Source organism: Pseudomonas sp. S1_G07 (assembly GCF_054668565.1).
In genome coordinates, this window is sequence record NZ_CP162778.1 from 2565193 (window position 1) to 2582352 (window position 17160).

Annotated in this window: 18 protein-coding genes; 7 read left to right on the forward strand and 11 right to left on the reverse strand. The window is 61.4% G+C overall.

What is annotated here, in order from left to right:
• Nucleotides 1–54: 54 nt before the first annotated feature.
• The 3 genes from AB4O05_RS11740 to AB4O05_RS11750 all read right to left on the reverse strand — a co-directional run bounded on the left by AB4O05_RS11740 (nucleotide 55) and on the right by AB4O05_RS11750 (nucleotide 2642).
• Entirely contained in the window at nucleotides 55–747 is a 693-nt protein-coding gene (locus AB4O05_RS11740; RefSeq protein ID WP_460137425.1) for a pseudouridine synthase, read from the reverse strand.
• Nucleotides 737–949 (reverse strand): cysteine-rich CWC family protein, encoded by a 213-nt coding sequence (locus tag AB4O05_RS11745; RefSeq protein WP_460137424.1) that lies wholly within the window; start codon nucleotides 947–949, stop codon nucleotides 737–739. The genes AB4O05_RS11740 and AB4O05_RS11745 overlap by 11 nt, the downstream gene beginning before the upstream one ends.
• Before the next feature lie 70 nt (nucleotides 950–1019).
• Nucleotides 1020–2642: a methyl-accepting chemotaxis protein gene (locus AB4O05_RS11750; protein WP_460137423.1), complete on the reverse strand. Its 1623-nt coding sequence runs from the start codon at nucleotides 2640–2642 to the stop codon at nucleotides 1020–1022.
• Between the two features lie 317 nt (nucleotides 2643–2959).
• On the opposite strand from AB4O05_RS11750, the gene AB4O05_RS11755 reads away from it, so the two are divergent.
• Nucleotides 2960–3304: a hypothetical protein gene (locus AB4O05_RS11755; protein WP_460137422.1), complete on the forward strand. Its 345-nt coding sequence runs from the start codon at nucleotides 2960–2962 to the stop codon at nucleotides 3302–3304.
• A gap of 160 nt (nucleotides 3305–3464) precedes the next feature.
• Nucleotides 3465–3899: a DUF3757 domain-containing protein gene (locus AB4O05_RS11760; protein WP_460137421.1), complete on the forward strand. Its 435-nt coding sequence runs from the start codon at nucleotides 3465–3467 to the stop codon at nucleotides 3897–3899.
• Between the two features lie 4 nt (nucleotides 3900–3903).
• On the opposite strand, the gene AB4O05_RS11765 is transcribed toward AB4O05_RS11760, so the two are convergent.
• Nucleotides 3904–5016, reverse strand: a complete 1113-nt coding sequence (locus AB4O05_RS11765; protein ID WP_460137420.1) for an enoyl-CoA hydratase/isomerase family protein — start codon at nucleotides 5014–5016, stop codon at nucleotides 3904–3906.
• Nucleotides 5017–5152: 136 nt separating this feature from the next.
• Between AB4O05_RS11765 and ung the strand changes: the two genes are divergently transcribed.
• Nucleotides 5153–5845, forward strand: a complete 693-nt coding sequence (gene ung, locus AB4O05_RS11770) for a uracil-DNA glycosylase (protein ID WP_460137419.1) — start codon at nucleotides 5153–5155, stop codon at nucleotides 5843–5845.
• Between the two features lie 63 nt (nucleotides 5846–5908).
• On the opposite strand, the gene AB4O05_RS11775 is transcribed toward ung, so the two are convergent.
• From AB4O05_RS11775 to AB4O05_RS11790, 4 genes are all read right to left on the reverse strand, one after another.
• Nucleotides 5909–6946: an AbrB family transcriptional regulator gene (locus AB4O05_RS11775; RefSeq protein ID WP_460137615.1), complete on the reverse strand. Its 1038-nt coding sequence runs from the start codon at nucleotides 6944–6946 to the stop codon at nucleotides 5909–5911.
• Nucleotides 6939–8453: a tripartite tricarboxylate transporter permease gene (locus AB4O05_RS11780; RefSeq protein ID WP_460137418.1), complete on the reverse strand. Its 1515-nt coding sequence runs from the start codon at nucleotides 8451–8453 to the stop codon at nucleotides 6939–6941. The genes AB4O05_RS11775 and AB4O05_RS11780 overlap by 8 nt, the downstream gene beginning before the upstream one ends.
• Before the next feature lies 1 nt (nucleotide 8454).
• Nucleotides 8455–8913 carry a tripartite tricarboxylate transporter TctB family protein gene (locus AB4O05_RS11785; RefSeq protein WP_460137417.1) on the reverse strand — a complete coding sequence of 153 codons (459 nt, stop codon included), beginning with the start codon at nucleotides 8911–8913 and terminating at the stop codon, nucleotides 8455–8457.
• 235 nt (nucleotides 8914–9148) lie between these two features.
• Nucleotides 9149–10138, reverse strand: coding sequence for a Bug family tripartite tricarboxylate transporter substrate binding protein (locus AB4O05_RS11790; RefSeq protein ID WP_460137613.1), 990 nt, complete (start codon nucleotides 10136–10138; stop codon nucleotides 9149–9151).
• Between the two features lie 486 nt (nucleotides 10139–10624).
• Between AB4O05_RS11790 and AB4O05_RS11795 the strand changes: the two genes are divergently transcribed.
• Together AB4O05_RS11795 and AB4O05_RS11800 are read left to right on the forward strand one after the other, a co-directional pair.
• Nucleotides 10625–11296: a response regulator gene (locus AB4O05_RS11795; protein ID WP_460137416.1), complete on the forward strand. Its 672-nt coding sequence runs from the start codon at nucleotides 10625–10627 to the stop codon at nucleotides 11294–11296.
• Nucleotides 11289–12674 carry a sensor histidine kinase gene (locus AB4O05_RS11800; RefSeq protein ID WP_460164878.1) on the forward strand — a complete coding sequence of 462 codons (1386 nt, stop codon included), beginning with the start codon at nucleotides 11289–11291 and terminating at the stop codon, nucleotides 12672–12674. The genes AB4O05_RS11795 and AB4O05_RS11800 overlap by 8 nt, the downstream gene beginning before the upstream one ends.
• Here the strand turns inward: AB4O05_RS11800 and AB4O05_RS11805 are convergent, their stop codons facing one another.
• Nucleotides 12675–13496, reverse strand: coding sequence for an HDOD domain-containing protein (locus AB4O05_RS11805; protein WP_460137415.1), 822 nt, complete (start codon nucleotides 13494–13496; stop codon nucleotides 12675–12677).
• A 36-nt stretch (nucleotides 13497–13532) separates the two neighbouring features.
• A complete protein-coding gene (gene ygfZ / locus AB4O05_RS11810; protein WP_460137414.1) occupies nucleotides 13533–14474 on the reverse strand; it encodes a CAF17-like 4Fe-4S cluster assembly/insertion protein YgfZ in 942 nt (313 codons plus the stop codon).
• Nucleotides 14475–14614: 140 nt separating this feature from the next.
• Here ygfZ and AB4O05_RS11815 point away from each other — a divergent pair, with 140 nt between their 5' ends.
• Together AB4O05_RS11815 and AB4O05_RS11820 are read left to right on the forward strand one after the other, a co-directional pair.
• Nucleotides 14615–14869, forward strand: coding sequence for an FAD assembly factor SdhE (locus tag AB4O05_RS11815; protein ID WP_460137413.1), 255 nt, complete (start codon nucleotides 14615–14617; stop codon nucleotides 14867–14869).
• Nucleotides 14853–15299, forward strand: a complete 447-nt coding sequence (locus AB4O05_RS11820) for a protein YgfX (protein WP_460137412.1) — start codon at nucleotides 14853–14855, stop codon at nucleotides 15297–15299. Before AB4O05_RS11815 ends, AB4O05_RS11820 begins: the two co-directional genes overlap by 17 nt.
• Here the strand turns inward: AB4O05_RS11820 and nadB are convergent.
• The gene (gene nadB, locus AB4O05_RS11825) at nucleotides 15268–16884 is read right to left on the reverse strand and encodes an L-aspartate oxidase (protein ID WP_460137411.1); all 1617 of its coding nucleotides are present in this window, start codon (nucleotides 16882–16884) and stop codon (nucleotides 15268–15270) included. The two genes, AB4O05_RS11820 and nadB, sit on opposite strands and share 32 nt — an antisense overlap.
• Between the last annotated feature and the right edge of the window lie 276 nt (nucleotides 16885–17160).

Below are 17160 nucleotides of genomic sequence, written 5' to 3' on the forward strand. Positions count from 1 at the left end.
TGGGATGTCGCAAGTTGCACAAATGGGTTTTTGCCAGCGCCGGCTGAACGGTCGTCAGACCTGGCGGATTTCCTCAACGCTCAGCGCCCGATATTCGCCCGGTGCAAGCGTAGCGTCCAATTCAAGGGGCCCCATACGCTCGCGATGCAGGGCAATGACCTTGTTATTGAAATGCCCGAACATGCGCTTCACCTGGTGATAGCGCCCTTCAATGATGCTCAAGCGCGCCGTTGTCGGCCCCAGCAACTCCAGCTCGGCTGGCTGGGTGGTGAGGTCTTCGAACGCAAAGTACAGCCCTGCGGCGAAGGTGGTCGCGTACTCGGGGCCGATGTTCTGTTCGGTCTCCACAAGATAGACCTTGGGCAGCTTGGTCTGCGGTTGCGTCAGGCGCCGCGACCACTGGCCGTCGTTGGTGAGCAACATGAGACCTGTGGTGTTGAAATCCAGGCGACCGGCGATATGCAGCTCGTCTTTATCCGGTTCATCCAGCCAGTCGAGCACCGTCGGGTGCTGCATGTCCGACGTCGCGCTCACGCATCCCCGGGGCTTGTGCAGCATGAAATAACGCGCCGGTTTGCCCGTCTGCAGCACTTCATCGTCAATGCACACGCGGCTGAATTCGCGCACTTCATGGTGCGGGTCGCTGACCTTCACGCCATCCACGCTGATCCGTCGCTCAACCAATAGCAGGCGTACTTGCTGACGATTGAAACGGGGCAGATTACTGAGGAAGCGGTCAACTCGCATCGCGGCTACGCAGTTGTTCGTCCACCTGGGCGCAGCGCGGGCACAGGCAGGCCTTGTTGCGCAAGGTATCGGGCAGCGCTTCGAGTACCGCAGGGTCAATGGTGACGCTGTAGCACCAGCAGGCCTGGTCGGCGGTGCGCGGATCGGCCAGGGTGCAATCGTTACGGGCGCCGCAGGCAGGGCAAAGGGTTGGCGTGGTCATTGTCGGTCAGGCTGTATCGGCAGGAGTCTCTTGGATTTGCACGATACAGCGCTAACCGACAGCAGGCTACTTACAGCCGGAACTTGCTGACCAGCATGTTGAACGAGGTGGCCAGGCGCGACAGGTCCTGGCTGGAGGCGCTGGTCTGGTGGGCGCCGGCGGCGGTCTGAGTCGACAGGTCCTGGATGTTGAGCAGGTTGCGGTCCACTTCACGGGCCACCTGGGCCTGTTCTTCCGAGGCTGAAGCGATCACCAGATTACGCTCGTTGATCTTCGCCACGCTGGCGGTGATCCGTTGCAGCGCCTCACCGGCGTTTTGCGCCATGGCCTGGGTGTTGTTGGCCCAACTGAGGCTCTTGTTCATCGCGGCCACCGCATCGTCGGCGCCTGTCTGGACTTCGCCGATCATTTTTTCGATGTCCACCGTGGACGTCTGGGTGCGATGGGCCAGCGCCCGCACTTCATCGGCCACCACCGCAAAACCACGGCCCTGCTCTCCGGCGCGGGCGGCTTCGATGGCCGCGTTGAGGGCCAGCAGGTTGGTCTGGTCGGCAATGCCACGGATCACATCGATCACCTTGCCGATTTCTCGAACCTGGCCAGCAAGGTCGGCAACCGATTGAGTGGAATCGTTGATCTCCACCACCATCGAACTCATGCCGGACACCGCCTGTTCCACTTGCTGTCGGCCGTCCTCGGCTTCGGTGGTGGCCTGGCGGGACGCCTCCGAAGTCGATACGGCGTTGCTCGCCACTTCGTCTACGGCAGCGGTCATCTGGTTCACGGCGGTGGCGGCTTGCTGGATCTCGTCGTTCTGACGGGTCAGGCCACGGGTGCTTTCCTCGGTAACCGCACTCAGTTCTTCGGCGGCCGAGGCGAGCTGGTCGGAGGCGTTGGCGATTTCCAGCAAGGTGCTTTTCAAACCGCCCTGCATATCGGCCAGCGCCATCAACAGTTGCCCGGCTTCGTCGGTGCGGTCGGTGGTAATCGCATGCGTCAGGTCGCCATTGGCAATGTACTGGGCACTTTCCACGGCCTGGGCGATGGGGCGGGTGATCAGCCGCGTGATGAGCAAGCCGATGGCAATGGCGATGATGAAGGCCAACACGATGCCGCTGATCATCCAGGTCAAGGCGCTGCTGCGCAGGTCATCGGCAGCGACCGCGCCTTCCTTGATCTGGCGGTTGTTGGACTCCACCATCACGCGGATCAACTCGCGAGCCTGGCGGAACAGCTCGTTGTTGGTGGTGTTGAGCTGTGTACGCGCCTGTTCGAGTTGGCCTGTGTCGAGCATGGACATGATCTGTGCGGAACTGGCCACGTACTTCGGCCAGATCTGGTCGAGAGCATCTCCGGCGGTACGTTCGTCATTCTCCAGCGGTGTGGCGCGGTAGCTGGCGTAGGCCGCCTGGCTGCGCTTGAGCTCGTTGGCGATGTCCTGGCGCACGCGGTCGCGGTCCTGCTGGGCGACATCGCCTTTACTGGCATCCATCAGGCGATACAGCCCGCGGTTGTGAGCGACCAGCCCGTTGAGCGTGGCAGATGTATTGCTGACCGAGACCAGGTTGTTGGAAAAGGTGGAATCAAGTGCCGAAGCGAGCCGGACCACGCCTTTGATACCCAATGCACCCACCAACAGGGTAATGAATGCGCACAGGACAAAGGAGAGCAGCAGTTTGGTTGATATCTTCATAGCGTAAATCCGGGGGGGCGGGGAGTAGGGTTGGGATGCTCGCGCCAGAGCCTCCGTGCCATTGTGCGATGGCGTTGTGACATTGCTCAAATCCGGAAAGTTTCAGTTTGTATAAATATGTTTGATTTAAGTCAATGTTCTGGAGAGGCAGAGATGCTTAACTAACGGGCGCAATGCCCTGTACTGCACGTATTGCAAGTTATTGCGGAAACGCACCAGTTTCGTTTTTTGATGTCAGATACTTCGTCATTCAGTGAAAGCTGAATGCCGCCCTCCCGCGTCGCGGCAGGTGCTCTTTCGCGGTCCAGGAGGCCGCCATGTATCGACGACTGCTACTCAGCGCTTTACTCGGTCTAACCCTTTGCGCATGTGTGCCTTATTACGATGGAGGCCGCAGTTACTATCGATCCGAGGTGTACACCTCACCGGCACCGGCGTACTACTACGGCGGCCCCGCCTACCAATACCGGCGTGACTATTACCCCGTGCCGCGCTATTACGTGCCGGCCCCGCGTTATTACCAACCGGCCCCGCGCTATTACCCTTCGGGGCCAAGGGCCGGTTACCGGCCTTACCCGAACCAGGGCTGGGGGGACCGCTGGGGCAATGGTGGACATGGACGCGGTGACGATCATGGCGGCGGTCGTCACGGTCACCGTTAACAGGTCTTGAGGCAAGCGGCGCATGAAGCGCCGCTTTTTTATGCGTGTTATAGGACGGCACTGTCATATTTAACAGCTATCTTGTGAGTTGCAGCTGTATTTTACTGGGCAGGGAAACGTCTCGTTTTTCCGAGTGCCCTGTGAGGTCATGGAACTCCCTATGGTTAAGAAAATGCTTTGTTCCTGCCTGCTGGCAGGTGGTGGCGTTGCGCAGGCAGTGGCCGGGCAGGGTTGCCCCTATCCCTCGTCCATTCACTATGTGGGGGGTTATTTCGAGACGTCCGGGGAGCGAGCATTGTGGCGTAGCCAGCGCGTCGAATATCGAGACTTCGTCGATGTTTTCCTGGGCGCTGTGTTTACGCCTGGCAAGGATCAGGCGCGCGAAAACGGCTACCTCGAAAAGTGCATGTACCGAACCGGCAGTGCTCAGGTTATCGCGCTGCGTTACGGCAGCCCGAGAGAGGTCGACAGCATGTCGCTGACGGGCACCTTGTATTGGCACCTCGCCAGCGACGCACTGGGGCAGGACGTGTATATCTGCCAGGACAGCCAACCGGACAATTGTTCATTCACGATCAAGGGCTTGAAGCCGTGAGCTGTCAATAGTCGGGAAGATCCGCCAGTGGGTGCCGGCCTTCCCATGCCTTGTTGAAGTGCGCCTGCACCACCGCATCCGGGATCGCATTGATATCAGGCCAATGCCAATGGGGCGTCTGGTCCTTGTCGATCAACCGCGCACGTACGCCTTCGCTGAACTCCGGGTGACGACAGCAGTTGAGGCTCAGGGCGTACTCCATCTGGAACACCTGGGCCAGGGACAAATGCCGCGCGCGTCGGACCTGCTCCCACACCAGGTGCGCGGTCAGCGGGCAGCCTTCGCTCAGTGTCTTGCCGGCACGGCTGAACAGTGGGTCGGCATGTTCATGCAATGAGCCCAGGGCGCGCCAGGCACTGCGCACATCACCTACATCCAACCATGCGTCGATCTGCGCCCGGCGCGGCAGCCACTGGGCTTCGGGTTGCTGGCTGACAGCTTCCTGGGCCAGGGCCTTGAGCAGGCTGTTGAGCTGGACCGCGGTCTGTTCCTGCCAGTTCATTTGCAGCAGGCCTTCGAGCAGGTCCTCTTGTTGGTCCTCGCGCAGGAAGCGGTCGGCCAAGCCCAGGTCCAGGGCGTCACGGCCGTTGAGGTGGGCGCCGGTGAGGCCAAGGAATAAGCCGAGCTTGCCTGGCAGGCGCGACAGGAACCAACTGGCGCCCACATCCGGGTACAGGCCGATGCTGATCTCGGGCATGGCCAAACGGCTGCTCGGGGTGACGATCCGTACCGCCGCGCTTTGCAGCAGGCCCATGCCGCCGCCCAGCACATAGCCGTGGCCCCAGCAGATCAACGGTTTGGGGTAGGTGTGCAGGCCGTAGTCGAGGCGGTATTCGGCGGCAAAAAACTGCGCCGCCAAGGCCGGCACTTCGCCCGGCTGTTCACGGCAGGCCTGGGCCAGACTGCGCACCTCGCCGCCGGCGCAAAAGGCCTTGGGGCCGTTGCCACGCAGCAGCACGCAGACGATGTTGGGGTCTTTGGCCCAGGCATCCAGGCGGTCGGTGAGAGCCAGGATCATCGGCAGGGAGAGGGCGTTGAGGGACTTTTCAGCGTCGAGGCTGGCGATGCCGATGCGGGCACCGGCGCTGCCGGTCAGCTCTTCGAAGTGCAGGTTCATCGTGACCTCAATCGAGAAGGTGAAGGATCAGTATGATCGTTTTGTGGGAAAGTACCGGTGGTGTGTCAGATCAATTGACAAGCGGGTTCGGCTTTCCTAGGGTTCGCCTCATTCTTTTTTACAAGACAATTCAACTATGACCGATGGCGACCGTATCAAACTCGAACCCAGCTGGAAACACGCCCTGCGCGACGAGTTCGAGAAGCCCTACATGGCCCAGTTGCGTGAGTTTCTGCGCCAGGAGCATGCCGCCGGCAAAGAGATCTACCCGCCCGGCCCGCTGATTTTCAACGCGCTCAACTCAACGCCGTTGGACAAGGTCAAAGTGGTGATCCTCGGCCAGGACCCCTACCACGGCCCCGGCCAGGCCCATGGCCTGTGCTTCTCGGTGCAGCCGGGCGTGCCGGCGCCGCCGTCTCTGGTCAATATCTATAAAGAGCTCAAGCGCGACCTGAACATCGACATCCCCAACCATGGCTACCTGCAAAGCTGGGCCGACCAGGGTGTGTTGATGCTCAACACCACCATGACTGTGGAACGCGCCAACGCCAACGCCCATGCGGGCAAGGGCTGGCAGTTCTTTACCGATCGGATTATCGAAGTGGTCAGCGAGCACCAGCCACACCTGGTGTTTTTGCTGTGGGGCGCACATGCCCAGGGCAAGCAGAAGCTGATCGATGCCACCAAGCACCTGGTGCTGACCTCGGTACACCCGTCGCCGTTGTCGGCGTATCGCGGGTTTTTGGGCTGTGGGCATTTCAGCCGCACCAACAAGTTTCTTGAGCAGAACGGCGAGACGCCGATTGAGTGGCGATTGCCGCCGGTCTGATGTTCACTGCAATCAAATGTGGGAGCAGGCAAGCCCGTTCCCCATTTGAACGCTGTCAAGACTTCAGGATTTTTCCGGCTGGCGATCCCAGTACCGGAACAGAGGCTCCGCCAGAAACAGCACGAACAACAAGCGCATCACCTGCATCGCCGTGACCAACGGCACCGACAGTTGCAAGGTTTCCGCCGTCAAACTCATCTCGGCGATCCCGCCTGGCATCATGCCCAGGGTCAGCGAGCGCAGGTCCAGATGGGTCATGGCACTCAACCCCACCGCAGCCAGTGTTGCCAGCGCCATGGTCAAGGCCGTGCCGATCAAGGTGCGGCCCATGAATGACGGGGCACTGCGAAAGAATTGCCGGTTGAAGTGGCAGCCCAGGCCACTGCCGATCAGCCATTGGCCGATCTGGCTGCCGCCGTCGGGCAAGCCGATGTGCAGGTCCCACACTACGCTGGCGGTAGCGCTCACCAATAACGGGCCGAACAACCATGGGTTAGGCTGGCGCAAACGTTGCCAACCCCAGGCCACCAGCGCACCGACGGGAAACAGCAACGCAAGCCAGGCCCAGCTCACCGGCGCCGGATGAAACTGCGGTGCGCCGTCTCCCAGCAAATACTTGAAGATCGCCGGCACACATAGCACCACCACCAGCACGCGCAAACTCTGACCCGCCGCGACCCGGCTGAGCACCGCGCCATTGCGCGATCCGAGGTTGACCATCTCGCCGGAGCCGCCCGGCATGCTGGAGAAAAACGCCGTGGCGCGGTCTTCACCGCTGCGCCGCATCAGCCACACGCCGAGCACGCTCGACAGGCTGGTGACCAGCGCACCAAAGAAGATCAGGCCGAAATGGCTCATCACCTGTTCGATCACCACCGGGGTGAAGTGCAGGCCTATGCCGATGCCCACCACCCATTGGCCGCATTTGCGCCCGCCGGGTATCTCCGCCAACTGCCACGGCGTGAGGCAGCGCACCAGGATGATCGCCAGCAACGAGCCGACCATATACGGCAAAGGCCAGCCGACGAGGCTGGCCAGATAACCGCCGGCCAGGCCGACCAGCGGTGTTCCCCACCAATGTTTAAAGGTGACCTCAGACATCGGCCAGGGCACGACGCTGTTGCGCACGTTTGCGCCAGATACGCAGCAGCGGCACCAACAGCATGATGACGGTCAGTACCCAGACGCCAAAGGTGATCGGGCTCGACCAGAGGATTTCCAGCGCACCGTTGGAGATCGACAGCGCGCGGCGCAGGTTCTGCTCCATCAGGCCACCAAGGATAAAGCCCAGCAGGACTGGCGACAGCGGGAAGTCCAGCTTGCGCAGGATGTAGCCGAAGATGCCGATGCCCACCATCAGGAACAGGTCGAAGGTGGTGGCGTGGACCGCGTACACACCGATCGCGGTAATGATCGCGATCACTGGTACCAGTGCCCAGTTCGGCACCGCGAGGATGCGCGTGAAGATGCGGATCATCGGAATGTTGAGGATCACCAGCATGATGTTGGCGATAAACAACGAAGCGATCAGGCCCCAGACGATGTCCGGTTGCTGTTGGAACAGCAGCGGGCCGGGAGTGATGTTGTACAGCGACAGTGCGCCGATCATCACCGCCGTGGTGCCCGAACCAGGTACGCCGAGTGTCAGCATCGGCACCAGGGCGCCACAAGCGGCTGCGCCGATAGCGGTTTCCGGGGCTGCAAGCCCACGCTTGTCACCTTTACCGAACTCGCCCGAGGCACCGGCCAGACGTTTCTCCGTCATATAGGCCACGGCACTGGCAAGTGTCGCGCCAGCACCTGGCAACACGCCCATGATGAAGCCCAGTACGCCACAGCGCAGGTTCACCACAAACACCGATGCCGCTTCCTTGAAGTTGAACATCATGCGCCCGGTGGCCTTCACTGCTTCCTGGCCACGGTGGGTTTTTTCCAGCAGCAACAGGATCTCGCTGATGGAGAACAGGCCCAGGACCAGCACTACAAACTGGATGCCATCGGTGAGGTGAATGTTGTCGCCGGTAAAGCGGTATACGCCGCTGTTGGCGTCGATGCCCACCGCTGAGAGGAACAAGCCGATCAGCGCCGCCACAAAGGTTTTCAGCGGTTTGTCACCGGCCATGCCGCCCAGGCAGACAATCGCGAATACCATCAGCACGAAATACTCCGCCGGGCCGAAGGCGATTGCCCATTTGGCCAGCAGTGGGGCAAACAGCACCATGCCGCAGGTGGCGATAAACGCACCAATGAACGAACTCCATGCGGACAACGACAGTGCCACGCCGGCCAGGCCTTTGCGGGCCATCGGGTAACCGTCGAGGGTGGTCATCACGGTGGAGGCTTCGCCCGGGATGTTCAGCAGGATCGAGCTGATACGTCCGCCGTATTCGCAGCCCAGGTACACGGCAGCCAGCAGGATCAACGCCGATTCCGGCGGCAGGCCGAGGGCGAATGCGATGGGGATCAACAGCGCCACGCCGTTGATCGGGCCCAGGCCTGGGAGCAGGCCGACCACGGTGCCGATCAAGGTGCCGCACAAGGCGGTCACCAGGTTGTACGGGGACAGTGCAACGCCGAAGCCCTGGCCCAGATAGCCTAAAGTATCCATATCAATTCTCCAGAACGTCGAGCAGGCCGAGGGGCAGCGGAACATCCATGACTTTATCGAACAGCAGATAAAGACCAATGGCCATCAGGCTGACGATCACTATGCTGGGTACCCAGCGGCCGCCATACAGGCGCGCCATGGGGATGCCGATCAGCATGCTGCTGAGGATGAAACCCAGCGGTTCGAAGGTGGCGGCAAACACGATCAACAGCACGACGCAGATGCCGATCTTGACCAGGGTGTCGCGGTCCAGAGCAGGCTCCTCTTCGGTGTGCTGGGTGGGCTGCGGGCGAAACAGCATGTAGATCAGTGCCAGGCTCATCAGCCCGAGCATCAGCAGCGGGTAGGCGCGAGGCCCCACCGGCTCGTAGGAAAATGCCGCTTGATACGGCCAGGCCATCAGGGCGAGGCCGGCACAGGCCAGCAACAGCACGGCGGCGAAAATGCGTTGTAAGAGCATGTGGAACTCCTGGACCACGTCCTCAGGCAAGCAGGACATGGCCGCACGACAGGGCAATGCTGTTCAGTTAAGGCTTTTTGTAGGAGCGAGGGGGACGCCTAGTTCTTGCTCGCGAAGAACCCAAGGACGCCGCGTTCATGCAGAAACCCGCGTTAGCGTTGACGTCCTTCGCGAGCAAGCTCGCTCCTACAGTGAATCACTTTCGCTTAACTGAACGGCATTGCAGGGGGGGCGATTACTGGATCAGACCAAACTCTTTGGCCAACACTTTGTAGTCCGCCACCTGTTTCTTCACGTAGGTGTCCAGCTCCGGGCCGGTCATGGCGAACGGGAACAGCTCGCGCTGGTCACGCAGTTTGGCGAAGTCCTCGGAAGCCAGCAGCTTGTCGAAGGCGTCTTTCCACCAGGCGTAGTCGGCGTCGCTGACTTTTGGCCCGAGGTAGAAACCGCGCACCACTGGCCAGACGATGTCGTAGCCTTGCTCTTTGGCGGTCGGAATATCTTTCATTTCCGGCTCATCCAGGCGCTTGTCGGCAAAGACAGCGAGGATGCGCATGTCGCCGCTTTGGATGTGGGGCATGGAGTCGGAAATATCGGTACTGCCGACCTGGATGTGGTTGCCCATCAACGCCGTGACAATTTCACCGCCACCTTCCAGTGCCACATAACGCAGCTCGCGCGGGTTGATCCCGGCCGCCTTGGCGATCAGGGCAGTTTGCATCCAGTCCTGGCTGCCGACGGTGCCGCCGGAACCGATGACCACGCTGCCGGGGTCTTTCTTCAGGGCCTTTACCAGATCGTCAAGGTTCTTGTAGGGCGAATCGCTTTTCACCGCGATCGCGCCATAGCTGGTGCCGACCGCCGCCAACCAACGTACCTCACTTTCATCGAAGCGCCCGAACTTGCCTTGGGCCAGGTTCAGCAGCGAGCCGCTGGACCAGGCCACCAGGGTGCCGGCGTCCGCAGGGCGCTGGGCGACCACCGCGTTGTAGGCCACCGCGCCCACGCCGCCGGGCATGTAGGTCACGCGCATCGGCTTGCTCAGCAGTTTCTCGTTGACCAGCGCGCTCTGTGCCAGTTTGCAGGTCAGGTCAAAACCACCGCCGGGAGAGGCCGGGGCGATGCACTCCGGGCGCTTGGGTTCGTCGGTGGCCAGCAGTTGGCCGGCGAACAGCATGCAGCCAGCGGCGAGGGCAAATTTACGCAGTGAAAGGGTCATGGTTATCTCCGTCTGTTGTTGTTATGAGGCTTACCAAGGGGTGATGCTGTAGCGGACCTGCAGGCGCAGTTCATCCGCATCCGGGGCGCATGCAGTGTCGTCGCCGACGTCGGGGGTGAAATACTTGTGGGGGGCTGTGTCGCGCTGCTGTCTTCGAAGAGGGCAGCCTGGCTACGCGGCAAAAAGCTGGCAAGGGCGTTCTGATGAAGGTGGGGGCAACGAACAGGCGGGCAAGCCTGGGGCTGTGTCGACAGCATCGTGGTGCACTCCGTTATTGTTCTTATTTTGGCGAAAACGCATCGAGGCGTTTTTCGGGCGCTACGGGTCTGGTAGCTGGGCGGGTATCACCCACCGTTGCTGGATGCTAAACGGCGAAGCTTTCACTAACCTTTCAGTTGCCTTTCAATGTTTTCGGGCTTCACAGGCCGGGCGGCGCCTGTAAACTGCCTCGCAAAGCGTGGCGTCGACCACCCCCGAACGAGGTAGAAATCCATGCGTGTCCTCTTGGTTGAAGACCACTTGCAACTGGCCGAAAGTGTCGCCCAAGCGCTCAAGAGCACGGGTTTGACCGTCGACGTATTGCACGATGGGGTGGCCGCAGACCTGGCCTTGAGCAGTGAGGAATACGCCGCGGTGATCCTCGATGTTGGGCTGCCGCGCATGGACGGTTTCGAGGTGCTGGCGCGCCTGCGAGCGCGTGGGAAAAATCTTCCGGTGCTGATGTTGACCGCGCGCAGTGATGTGAAAGACCGCGTGTATGGCTTGAATTTGGGTGCCGATGATTACCTCGCCAAACCGTTCGAGCTGACGGAGCTGGAAGCGCGGGTCAAGGCGCTGCTGCGACGCAGTGTGCTGGGCGGCGAGCGCCAGCAGACCTGCGGCGTGCTGGTGTATGACCTCGATACGCGGCGCTTCAGCGTGGGGGGCGAGTTGATGACGCTGACCTCCCGTGAACAGGCCGTGCTCGAAGCGTTGATTGCTCGCCCGGGCCGCGTGATGAGCAAGGAACAGCTTGCTTCCCAGGTGTTTGGTCTGGACGAAGAGGCCAGCCCGGATGCCATCGAAATCTACGTACATCGCCTGCGCAAGAAACTCGATGGCCAGCCCATCGCCATCGTGACCTTCCGTGGCCTCGGCTACCTGCTGGAAGCCCGTGATGCATAAGCCCAGCAGCCTGCGCTGGCGCCTGTTGTGGAACCTGGCGTTGTTGCTGGTGCTGTTGATGCTGGCCAGCGGCATGAGTGCCTACTGGAACGGCCGCGAGGCGGCCGACACCGCTTACGATCGCACCCTGCTGGCTTCGGCGCGCACCATCGCGGCCGGCCTGACCCAGGTGGACGGCACCCTCAGCGCCAACGTGCCCTATGTGGCCCTGGACACCTTCGCCTATGACAGCGCCGGGCGTATTTATTATCAGGTCAATGACATTCATCAGAAGCTGATTTCCGGCTATGAAAACCTTCCCGGCCCGCCGCCTGGCACGCCGCGTACGGATGACTACCCGGCGCTGGCGCGGTTTTACAACGCCAAGTACCAGGGGCAGGAAGTGCGGGTGGTCAGCCTGCTCAAGGCCGTTTCGGAGCCGAACATGAACGGCATGGCGGAAATTCGCGTCGCCGAAACCGATGAAGCACGGGTCGCCATGGCCCGCAGCCTGATGGCCGACACGTTGCTGCGCCTGGGCATGCTCGCCATCGGCGCGTTGCTGCTGGTGTGGTTCGCCGTGAGCGCGGCGCTGCGTCCGCTGGAGCGCCTGCGCACGGCGGTGGAAGAGCGCCAGCCCGACGACCTGCGGCCGTTGCCTTTGGTGGAAGTGCAGGATGAATTCGGCCCGCTGGTACGTTCCCTCAATCACTTCACCGAACGCCTGCGCGGCCAGTTCGAGCGCCAGGCGCAGTTTATTGCCGATGCGGCCCATGAGTTGCGCACCCCCCTGGCAGCGCTCAAGGCGCGGTTGGCGCTTGGGTTGCGCGCCGAAGACCCGGCTACCTGGCGCAGCACCCTGGAAACCGCCGCCCAAGGCACCGATCGCCTGACCCATCTGGCCAATCAATTGCTGTCTCTGGCGCGTATCGAAAACGGCGCCCGGGCCATTGCCGAAGGCGGCGCGCAGTTGTTGGACCTGAGCCAATTGGCCCGTGAACTGGGCATGGCGATGGCGCCGTTGGCCCACGCGCGTGGCGTGGCATTGGCGTTGGAGGCCGATGAGCCGGTGTGGTTGCGCGGTGAGCCGACATTGCTGAACGAGCTGTTGAGTAACTTGGTGGATAACGCCCTGGCCCACACGCCACCCGGCGGCAACGTGATCTTGCGGGTGACAGCGCCAGCGGTGCTGGAAGTGGAAGATGATGGCCCGGGTATTCCGGCGGATGAACGCGACCGGGTGTTCGAGCGCTTCTACCGACGCAGCCAACAGGGCATGGGCTCAGGCCTGGGGTTGGCGATTGTCGGCGAAATCTGCCGGGCGCATCTGGCACAGATCAGTCTGCATGATGGCGAGCAGGCGGGGTTGAAGGTGCGGGTGAGGTTTATCGCGGGCTGATCAATAAAACATCGAACGGGCTTCATCCAGCTCTGCCCGCAAGCTTTCGCTGTAGGGGTCAACCCGCAGTTTTGTCATCGCCGGCAGATCTGAGAACGGCACTTTTGCCAAAGGATGATCGGTGCCGCGATGGCAATACAGCACGGCAATTTGTACCAGGTCGATGTAGTCGAGGTTGGCGGAGTCGCGCTCAAGGTTCAGGTATTGCCCCGGCAGCTTTGCCAGCATCTCCGGGAAGTCCCAGCCACCCAGCAGTTTGTCGCCAAGCATCGGATGAATGGCGTCGATTAAATGGTTGAGGCTGACCAGGTCCGAAAGCAGCTCGTAGTGATCTTCGGCGTAAGTCAGGATCGGCAGCACGCCGATCTGGTGCACCAGGCCGCCCAATGCGGCCTGGTCGGGCTTGAGCTGGCTGTGGCTGCGGCACAAGGCATAACTCACGCCTGCCACTTCCAGACTGCGGCGCCAGACGTCGCGCATTTTCTGTTCGATGGTGAGGGAGCGGGCGTGGAAGATCTGTTCCATCACCAGGCCGATGGCCAGGTTGCTGCTGTAGTTGGTGCCCAGCCGGGTGATGGCGGTGTGCAGGTCGGTGACTTCCTGGGTGGCGCGCAGCAATGGGCTGTTGACCACCTTGATCAGGCGTGCCGACAGTGCGGTGTCACGTCCGATCACTTTGCTCAGGTGGCTGATGCTGATTTCCGGGTCTTCGGCGGCCTGACGGATATTCAGGGCCACCTCCGGTAATGTCGGCAGAACCAGGTCATCATTGTCGATGGCCTTAACCAACGCCTGTTGGACTTTTTCCGCCAGTTCGTTCATTCACGTTCTCTAGGGTGTTGCAAAAAAGTACGGCGGTTAACGCTGGATTTCTAGATCGCGGTCAAGTGAGTAAGGCAGTTCAAGCAACTGCAATCCCGGGCCTTCCAGTGTGCCGATGTGCACATTGCCACTCTCGGCAGCTTCGGCTTGCAATACGGCCAGAAGTTCAATCACTTGATCAGCTTTTGCTGCAATCACCACTTCGCCGATCGAGTTGGAGTGGCTGGGTGAAAACAGTGGCGTGCCTGGGTCGGGCACTTGCGTCGCCTCGAGGCTCAAGCGGTACAGGCGACGCTTGAGTTTGCCCAGGTACTGCATGCGCGCGACGATTTCCTGGCCGGTGTAGCAGCCCTTCTTGAAGCTGACGCCACCCACGGCCTGCAGGTTGAGCATCTGCGGAATGAACAGTTCGCGTGTCTGGGGCATGACCTGGCCGATGCCGGCGCGGATCTGGCCCAGCAGCCATTCATTCAACCCTGCTTGTTTCAATTGCGCGCTCAGTTGGCTGTGCACGCTCTCTGCGCTCTCGGCGGGCACCCAGAGCTCGGCGCGAGCAGGGGAGACGCGAATGGCGATCCATTGTTCCGTGCGGGCGACGCTATCGGTCTGGGCTGGAAGTTCAAGGCCAAGGCTGTTCAGGGCTTGATCGCCGTTGACCACGCCGAAACGTACCCAGGCGGCGCTTTCGTCGGTGAGCTTGGACTTGGAGAACACGGCGTATTTCTTCAGGTCCGCCAGTTGCGGTTCGAGCAGTTCGGTGGCCATCGCCAGCAGCACGCCGTCACCTTGCAACAGGATGCGGAAGCTCGACTGCATGCGGCCTTTTTGCGTGCAGCGCGCGCCGAGACTGGCCTGGGTGTCGTTCAGGTAGTTGAGGTTGCAGGTGAGTTGGCCCTGCAGGAACTTGGCAGCGTCGGAGCCGCGGACGGCGAGAACGCCTTCGTGGGACAGGGGGCAGAAGAAAGCAGAGTCAGCCATGGGTCATCGCAGGTCAAAAAGTCATGGGTGCATCATAGAGGGGCGCCCGGAAAATGGATAGTTTCCATGTGGGGCGACCAAAGCCGACTGTTCGGGTGCCGTCGGGGCTGTATACTTGCGTGCTATTTGAGGAGCGCTCCATGGTCGAAGAAGTAGAAATCAATCGTCTCTACTGGCACAGCCGTCGTGGCATGCTGGAGTTGGATGTGTTGCTGGTTCCTTTCACTAAAGAGGTGTACTCGACCCTCAATCAGGTGGATCGCGATCTCTACGTCAGGCTCCTGACTTGCGAAGATCAGGATATGTTCGGCTGGTTCATGGAGCGTGCCGAATCGGAAGATCCTGAGCTGCAACGCATGGTTCGGATGATCCTGGATCGTGTCCAGCCCAAGTAATCGCTTCGAATGCCGCTGGCAGGCTTCACGGCTGTTGCTGGCGGCGTATCTTCTCGCCCAGTTGTTGGCGCTGGGGGCCTTGCTGGTCCTTGACCTGCCTTTTGCGTTCCTTGGCGCGTTGCTATGCCTGGCTCATGCTGCCTGGGTATTGCCGCGTCACATCCTGCTGACTCACCGCTCGTCGATTCGCGGCCTGCGTCGCGATGAAGAAGGCTGGCAGCTATTCAGCGCCGAACGAGGTTGGCACGGCGTGCAACTGCGCCCCGACAGCCTGGCATTGCCGCTGATTGTGGTGCTGCGCTACCGGCTGCCGGGTCAATGGCGCGTGCGCTCGATCTGTGTGCCGAAGGACTCGCAGGCTGCCGATGTGCATCGGCGCCTGCGGGTTCGCCTGAAGTTCAGCCGCCGTAGGTGGCTGGCACCAGGATAGTGTCGCGGGCCTCGGGTAGCATCTGCGGGTAGTCGAGGGTGTAATGCAGGCCCCGGCTTTCTTTTCGCTCCATGGCCGAACGGATCATCAGCTCGGCCACCTGGGCCAGGTTGCGCAGCTCGATCAGGTCGCGGCTGACCTTGTAGTTGCTGTAGAACTCGTCGATTTCATCCAGCAGCAGGCGTACCCGGTGCTGGGCGCGTTGCAGGCGCTTGTTGGTGCGCACGATTCCTACGTAGTCCCACATGAAGCGTCGCAGCTCGTCCCAGTTGTGGGCGATGATCACGTCTTCGTCCGAATCGGTCACCTGGCTGGCGTCCCAGCGTGGCAAGGCAGCGGGCACGGGGATGCGCGGCAGTTGCTCAAGGATGTCCGCTGCCGCTGAGCGTGCATAGACAAAGCACTCGAGCAGCGAGTTGCTGGCCATGCGGTTGGCGCCATGCAGGCCGGTGAAGCTGGTTTCACCAATGGCATACAGGCCGGGTACATCGGTGCGTCCGTGCTGGTCGACCATCACGCCGCCGCAGGTGTAGTGCGCGGCCGGCACCACGGGGATCGGGCCTTTGGTGATGTCGATGTTGAAGGCCAGGCAGCGTTCGTAGACAGTAGGGAAGTGGGTTTTGATGAAGGCTTCGGGCTTGTGGCTGATGTCCAGGTAGACGCAGTCGATGCCCAGGCGTTTCATCTCGTGGTCGATGGCGCGAGCGACGATGTCGCGCGGGGCCAGTTCGGCGCGCGGGTCGAAGCGTTGCATGAAGCGTTCGCCATTCGGCAGCTTCAGGTGCGCCCCTTCGCCGCGCAGAGCCTCGGTGATCAGGAAACTCTTGGCCTGCGGGTGATACAGGCAGGTGGGGTGGAACTGGTTGAATTCCAGGTTGGCCACTCGGCAGCCCGAGCGCCAGGCCATGGCGATGCCGTCGCCGCAGGCGCCGTCGGGGTTGCTGGTGTAGAGGTAGACCTTGGCCGCACCGCCCGAGGCAAGAATGGTGAAACGCGCACCGTAGGTATCGACTTCGCCGCTGGCGCGGTTGAGCACATAGGCGCCGAGGCAGCGCTCGCCGGGCAGGCCCAGGCGTTTTTCGGTGATCAGGTCGACGGCGACGCGTTGTTCCAGTAATTCGATATTGGGGCGTTGGCGGGCCTGGTCGAGCAGGGTCTTGAAGATGGCGGCGCCGGTGGCATCGGCAGCATGGATGATACGGCGATGGCTGTGGCCACCTTCACGGGTCAGGTGGAATTCGAATCCGCCATCGTCACTGCTCGCGTGTTCATCGCGGGTGAACGGCACGCCCTGGTCGATCAGCCATTGGATCGCCTCGCGGCTGTGCTCGACGGTGAAGCGCACCGCGTCTTCATTGCACAGGCCGCCGCCGGCGTTCAGGGTGTCTTCGACATGCGATTGCACTGTGTCGGTGTCGTCCAGCACGGCAGCGACACCACCCTGGGCCCAGAAGGTCGAGCCGTTGGCCAGGTCGCCCTTGCTCAGTACCGCAATGCGCAGATGGCTGGGGAGGGTCAGCGCAAGGCTCAACCCGGCCGCGCCGCTGCCGATTACCAGGACATCGTGTTGAAACTGTTGGCTCATTTGAAGGATTCCGCAAAAAGCGATCCAAAGGGGCTGGCGCAAACAGGACGCCTGGATCGGCGAATCAAAGGGTCACACGGCCCACTAGTATATAGAGGGGGGGAGCGGCACAATAGCCGGGCCTTCGTGGCAATGTGAGATTACGGTGCACGGCTTGGGCAAAAGCAGCCAATTATTGAATCGGGAACTTTTTGCATAAGCCCTGACTCAATAGCAGGTTGCCCGAAAGCTGGGAAAGCGTTGAGTTTATTGGCCCGTCGGGAGCATTGGACGCGT

Bases quoted from the DNA above. Each gene is read 5' to 3' on its own strand.
- ung (WP_460137419.1), top strand. From the start codon at position 5,153: ATGACCGATGGCGACCGTATCAAACTCGAACCCAGCTGGAAACACGCC.
- AB4O05_RS11805 (WP_460137415.1), bottom strand. From the start codon at position 13,496: ATGAACGAACTGGCGGAAAAAGTCCAACAGGCGTTGGTTAAGGCCATC.
- AB4O05_RS11750 (WP_460137423.1), bottom strand. From the start codon at position 2,642: ATGAAGATATCAACCAAACTGCTGCTCTCCTTTGTCCTGTGCGCATTC.
- AB4O05_RS11785 (WP_460137417.1), bottom strand. From the start codon at position 8,913: ATGCTCTTACAACGCATTTTCGCCGCCGTGCTGTTGCTGGCCTGTGCC.
- AB4O05_RS11755 (WP_460137422.1), top strand. From the start codon at position 2,960: ATGTATCGACGACTGCTACTCAGCGCTTTACTCGGTCTAACCCTTTGC.
- AB4O05_RS11740 (WP_460137425.1), bottom strand. From the start codon at position 747: ATGCGAGTTGACCGCTTCCTCAGTAATCTGCCCCGTTTCAATCGTCAG.
- AB4O05_RS11775 (WP_460137615.1), bottom strand. From the start codon at position 6,946: ATGTCTGAGGTCACCTTTAAACATTGGTGGGGAACACCGCTGGTCGGC.
- AB4O05_RS11800 (WP_460164878.1), top strand. From the start codon at position 11,289: ATGCATAAGCCCAGCAGCCTGCGCTGGCGCCTGTTGTGGAACCTGGCG.
- AB4O05_RS11815 (WP_460137413.1), top strand. From the start codon at position 14,615: ATGGTCGAAGAAGTAGAAATCAATCGTCTCTACTGGCACAGCCGTCGT.
- AB4O05_RS11795 (WP_460137416.1), top strand. From the start codon at position 10,625: ATGCGTGTCCTCTTGGTTGAAGACCACTTGCAACTGGCCGAAAGTGTC.
- AB4O05_RS11765 (WP_460137420.1), bottom strand. From the start codon at position 5,016: ATGAACCTGCACTTCGAAGAGCTGACCGGCAGCGCCGGTGCCCGCATC.
- AB4O05_RS11780 (WP_460137418.1), bottom strand. From the start codon at position 8,453: ATGGATACTTTAGGCTATCTGGGCCAGGGCTTCGGCGTTGCACTGTCC.
- AB4O05_RS11745 (WP_460137424.1), bottom strand. From the start codon at position 949: ATGACCACGCCAACCCTTTGCCCTGCCTGCGGCGCCCGTAACGATTGC.
- nadB (WP_460137411.1), bottom strand. From the start codon at position 16,884: ATGAGCCAACAGTTTCAACACGATGTCCTGGTAATCGGCAGCGGCGCG.
- AB4O05_RS11760 (WP_460137421.1), top strand. From the start codon at position 3,465: ATGGTTAAGAAAATGCTTTGTTCCTGCCTGCTGGCAGGTGGTGGCGTT.
- ygfZ (WP_460137414.1), bottom strand. From the start codon at position 14,474: ATGGCTGACTCTGCTTTCTTCTGCCCCCTGTCCCACGAAGGCGTTCTC.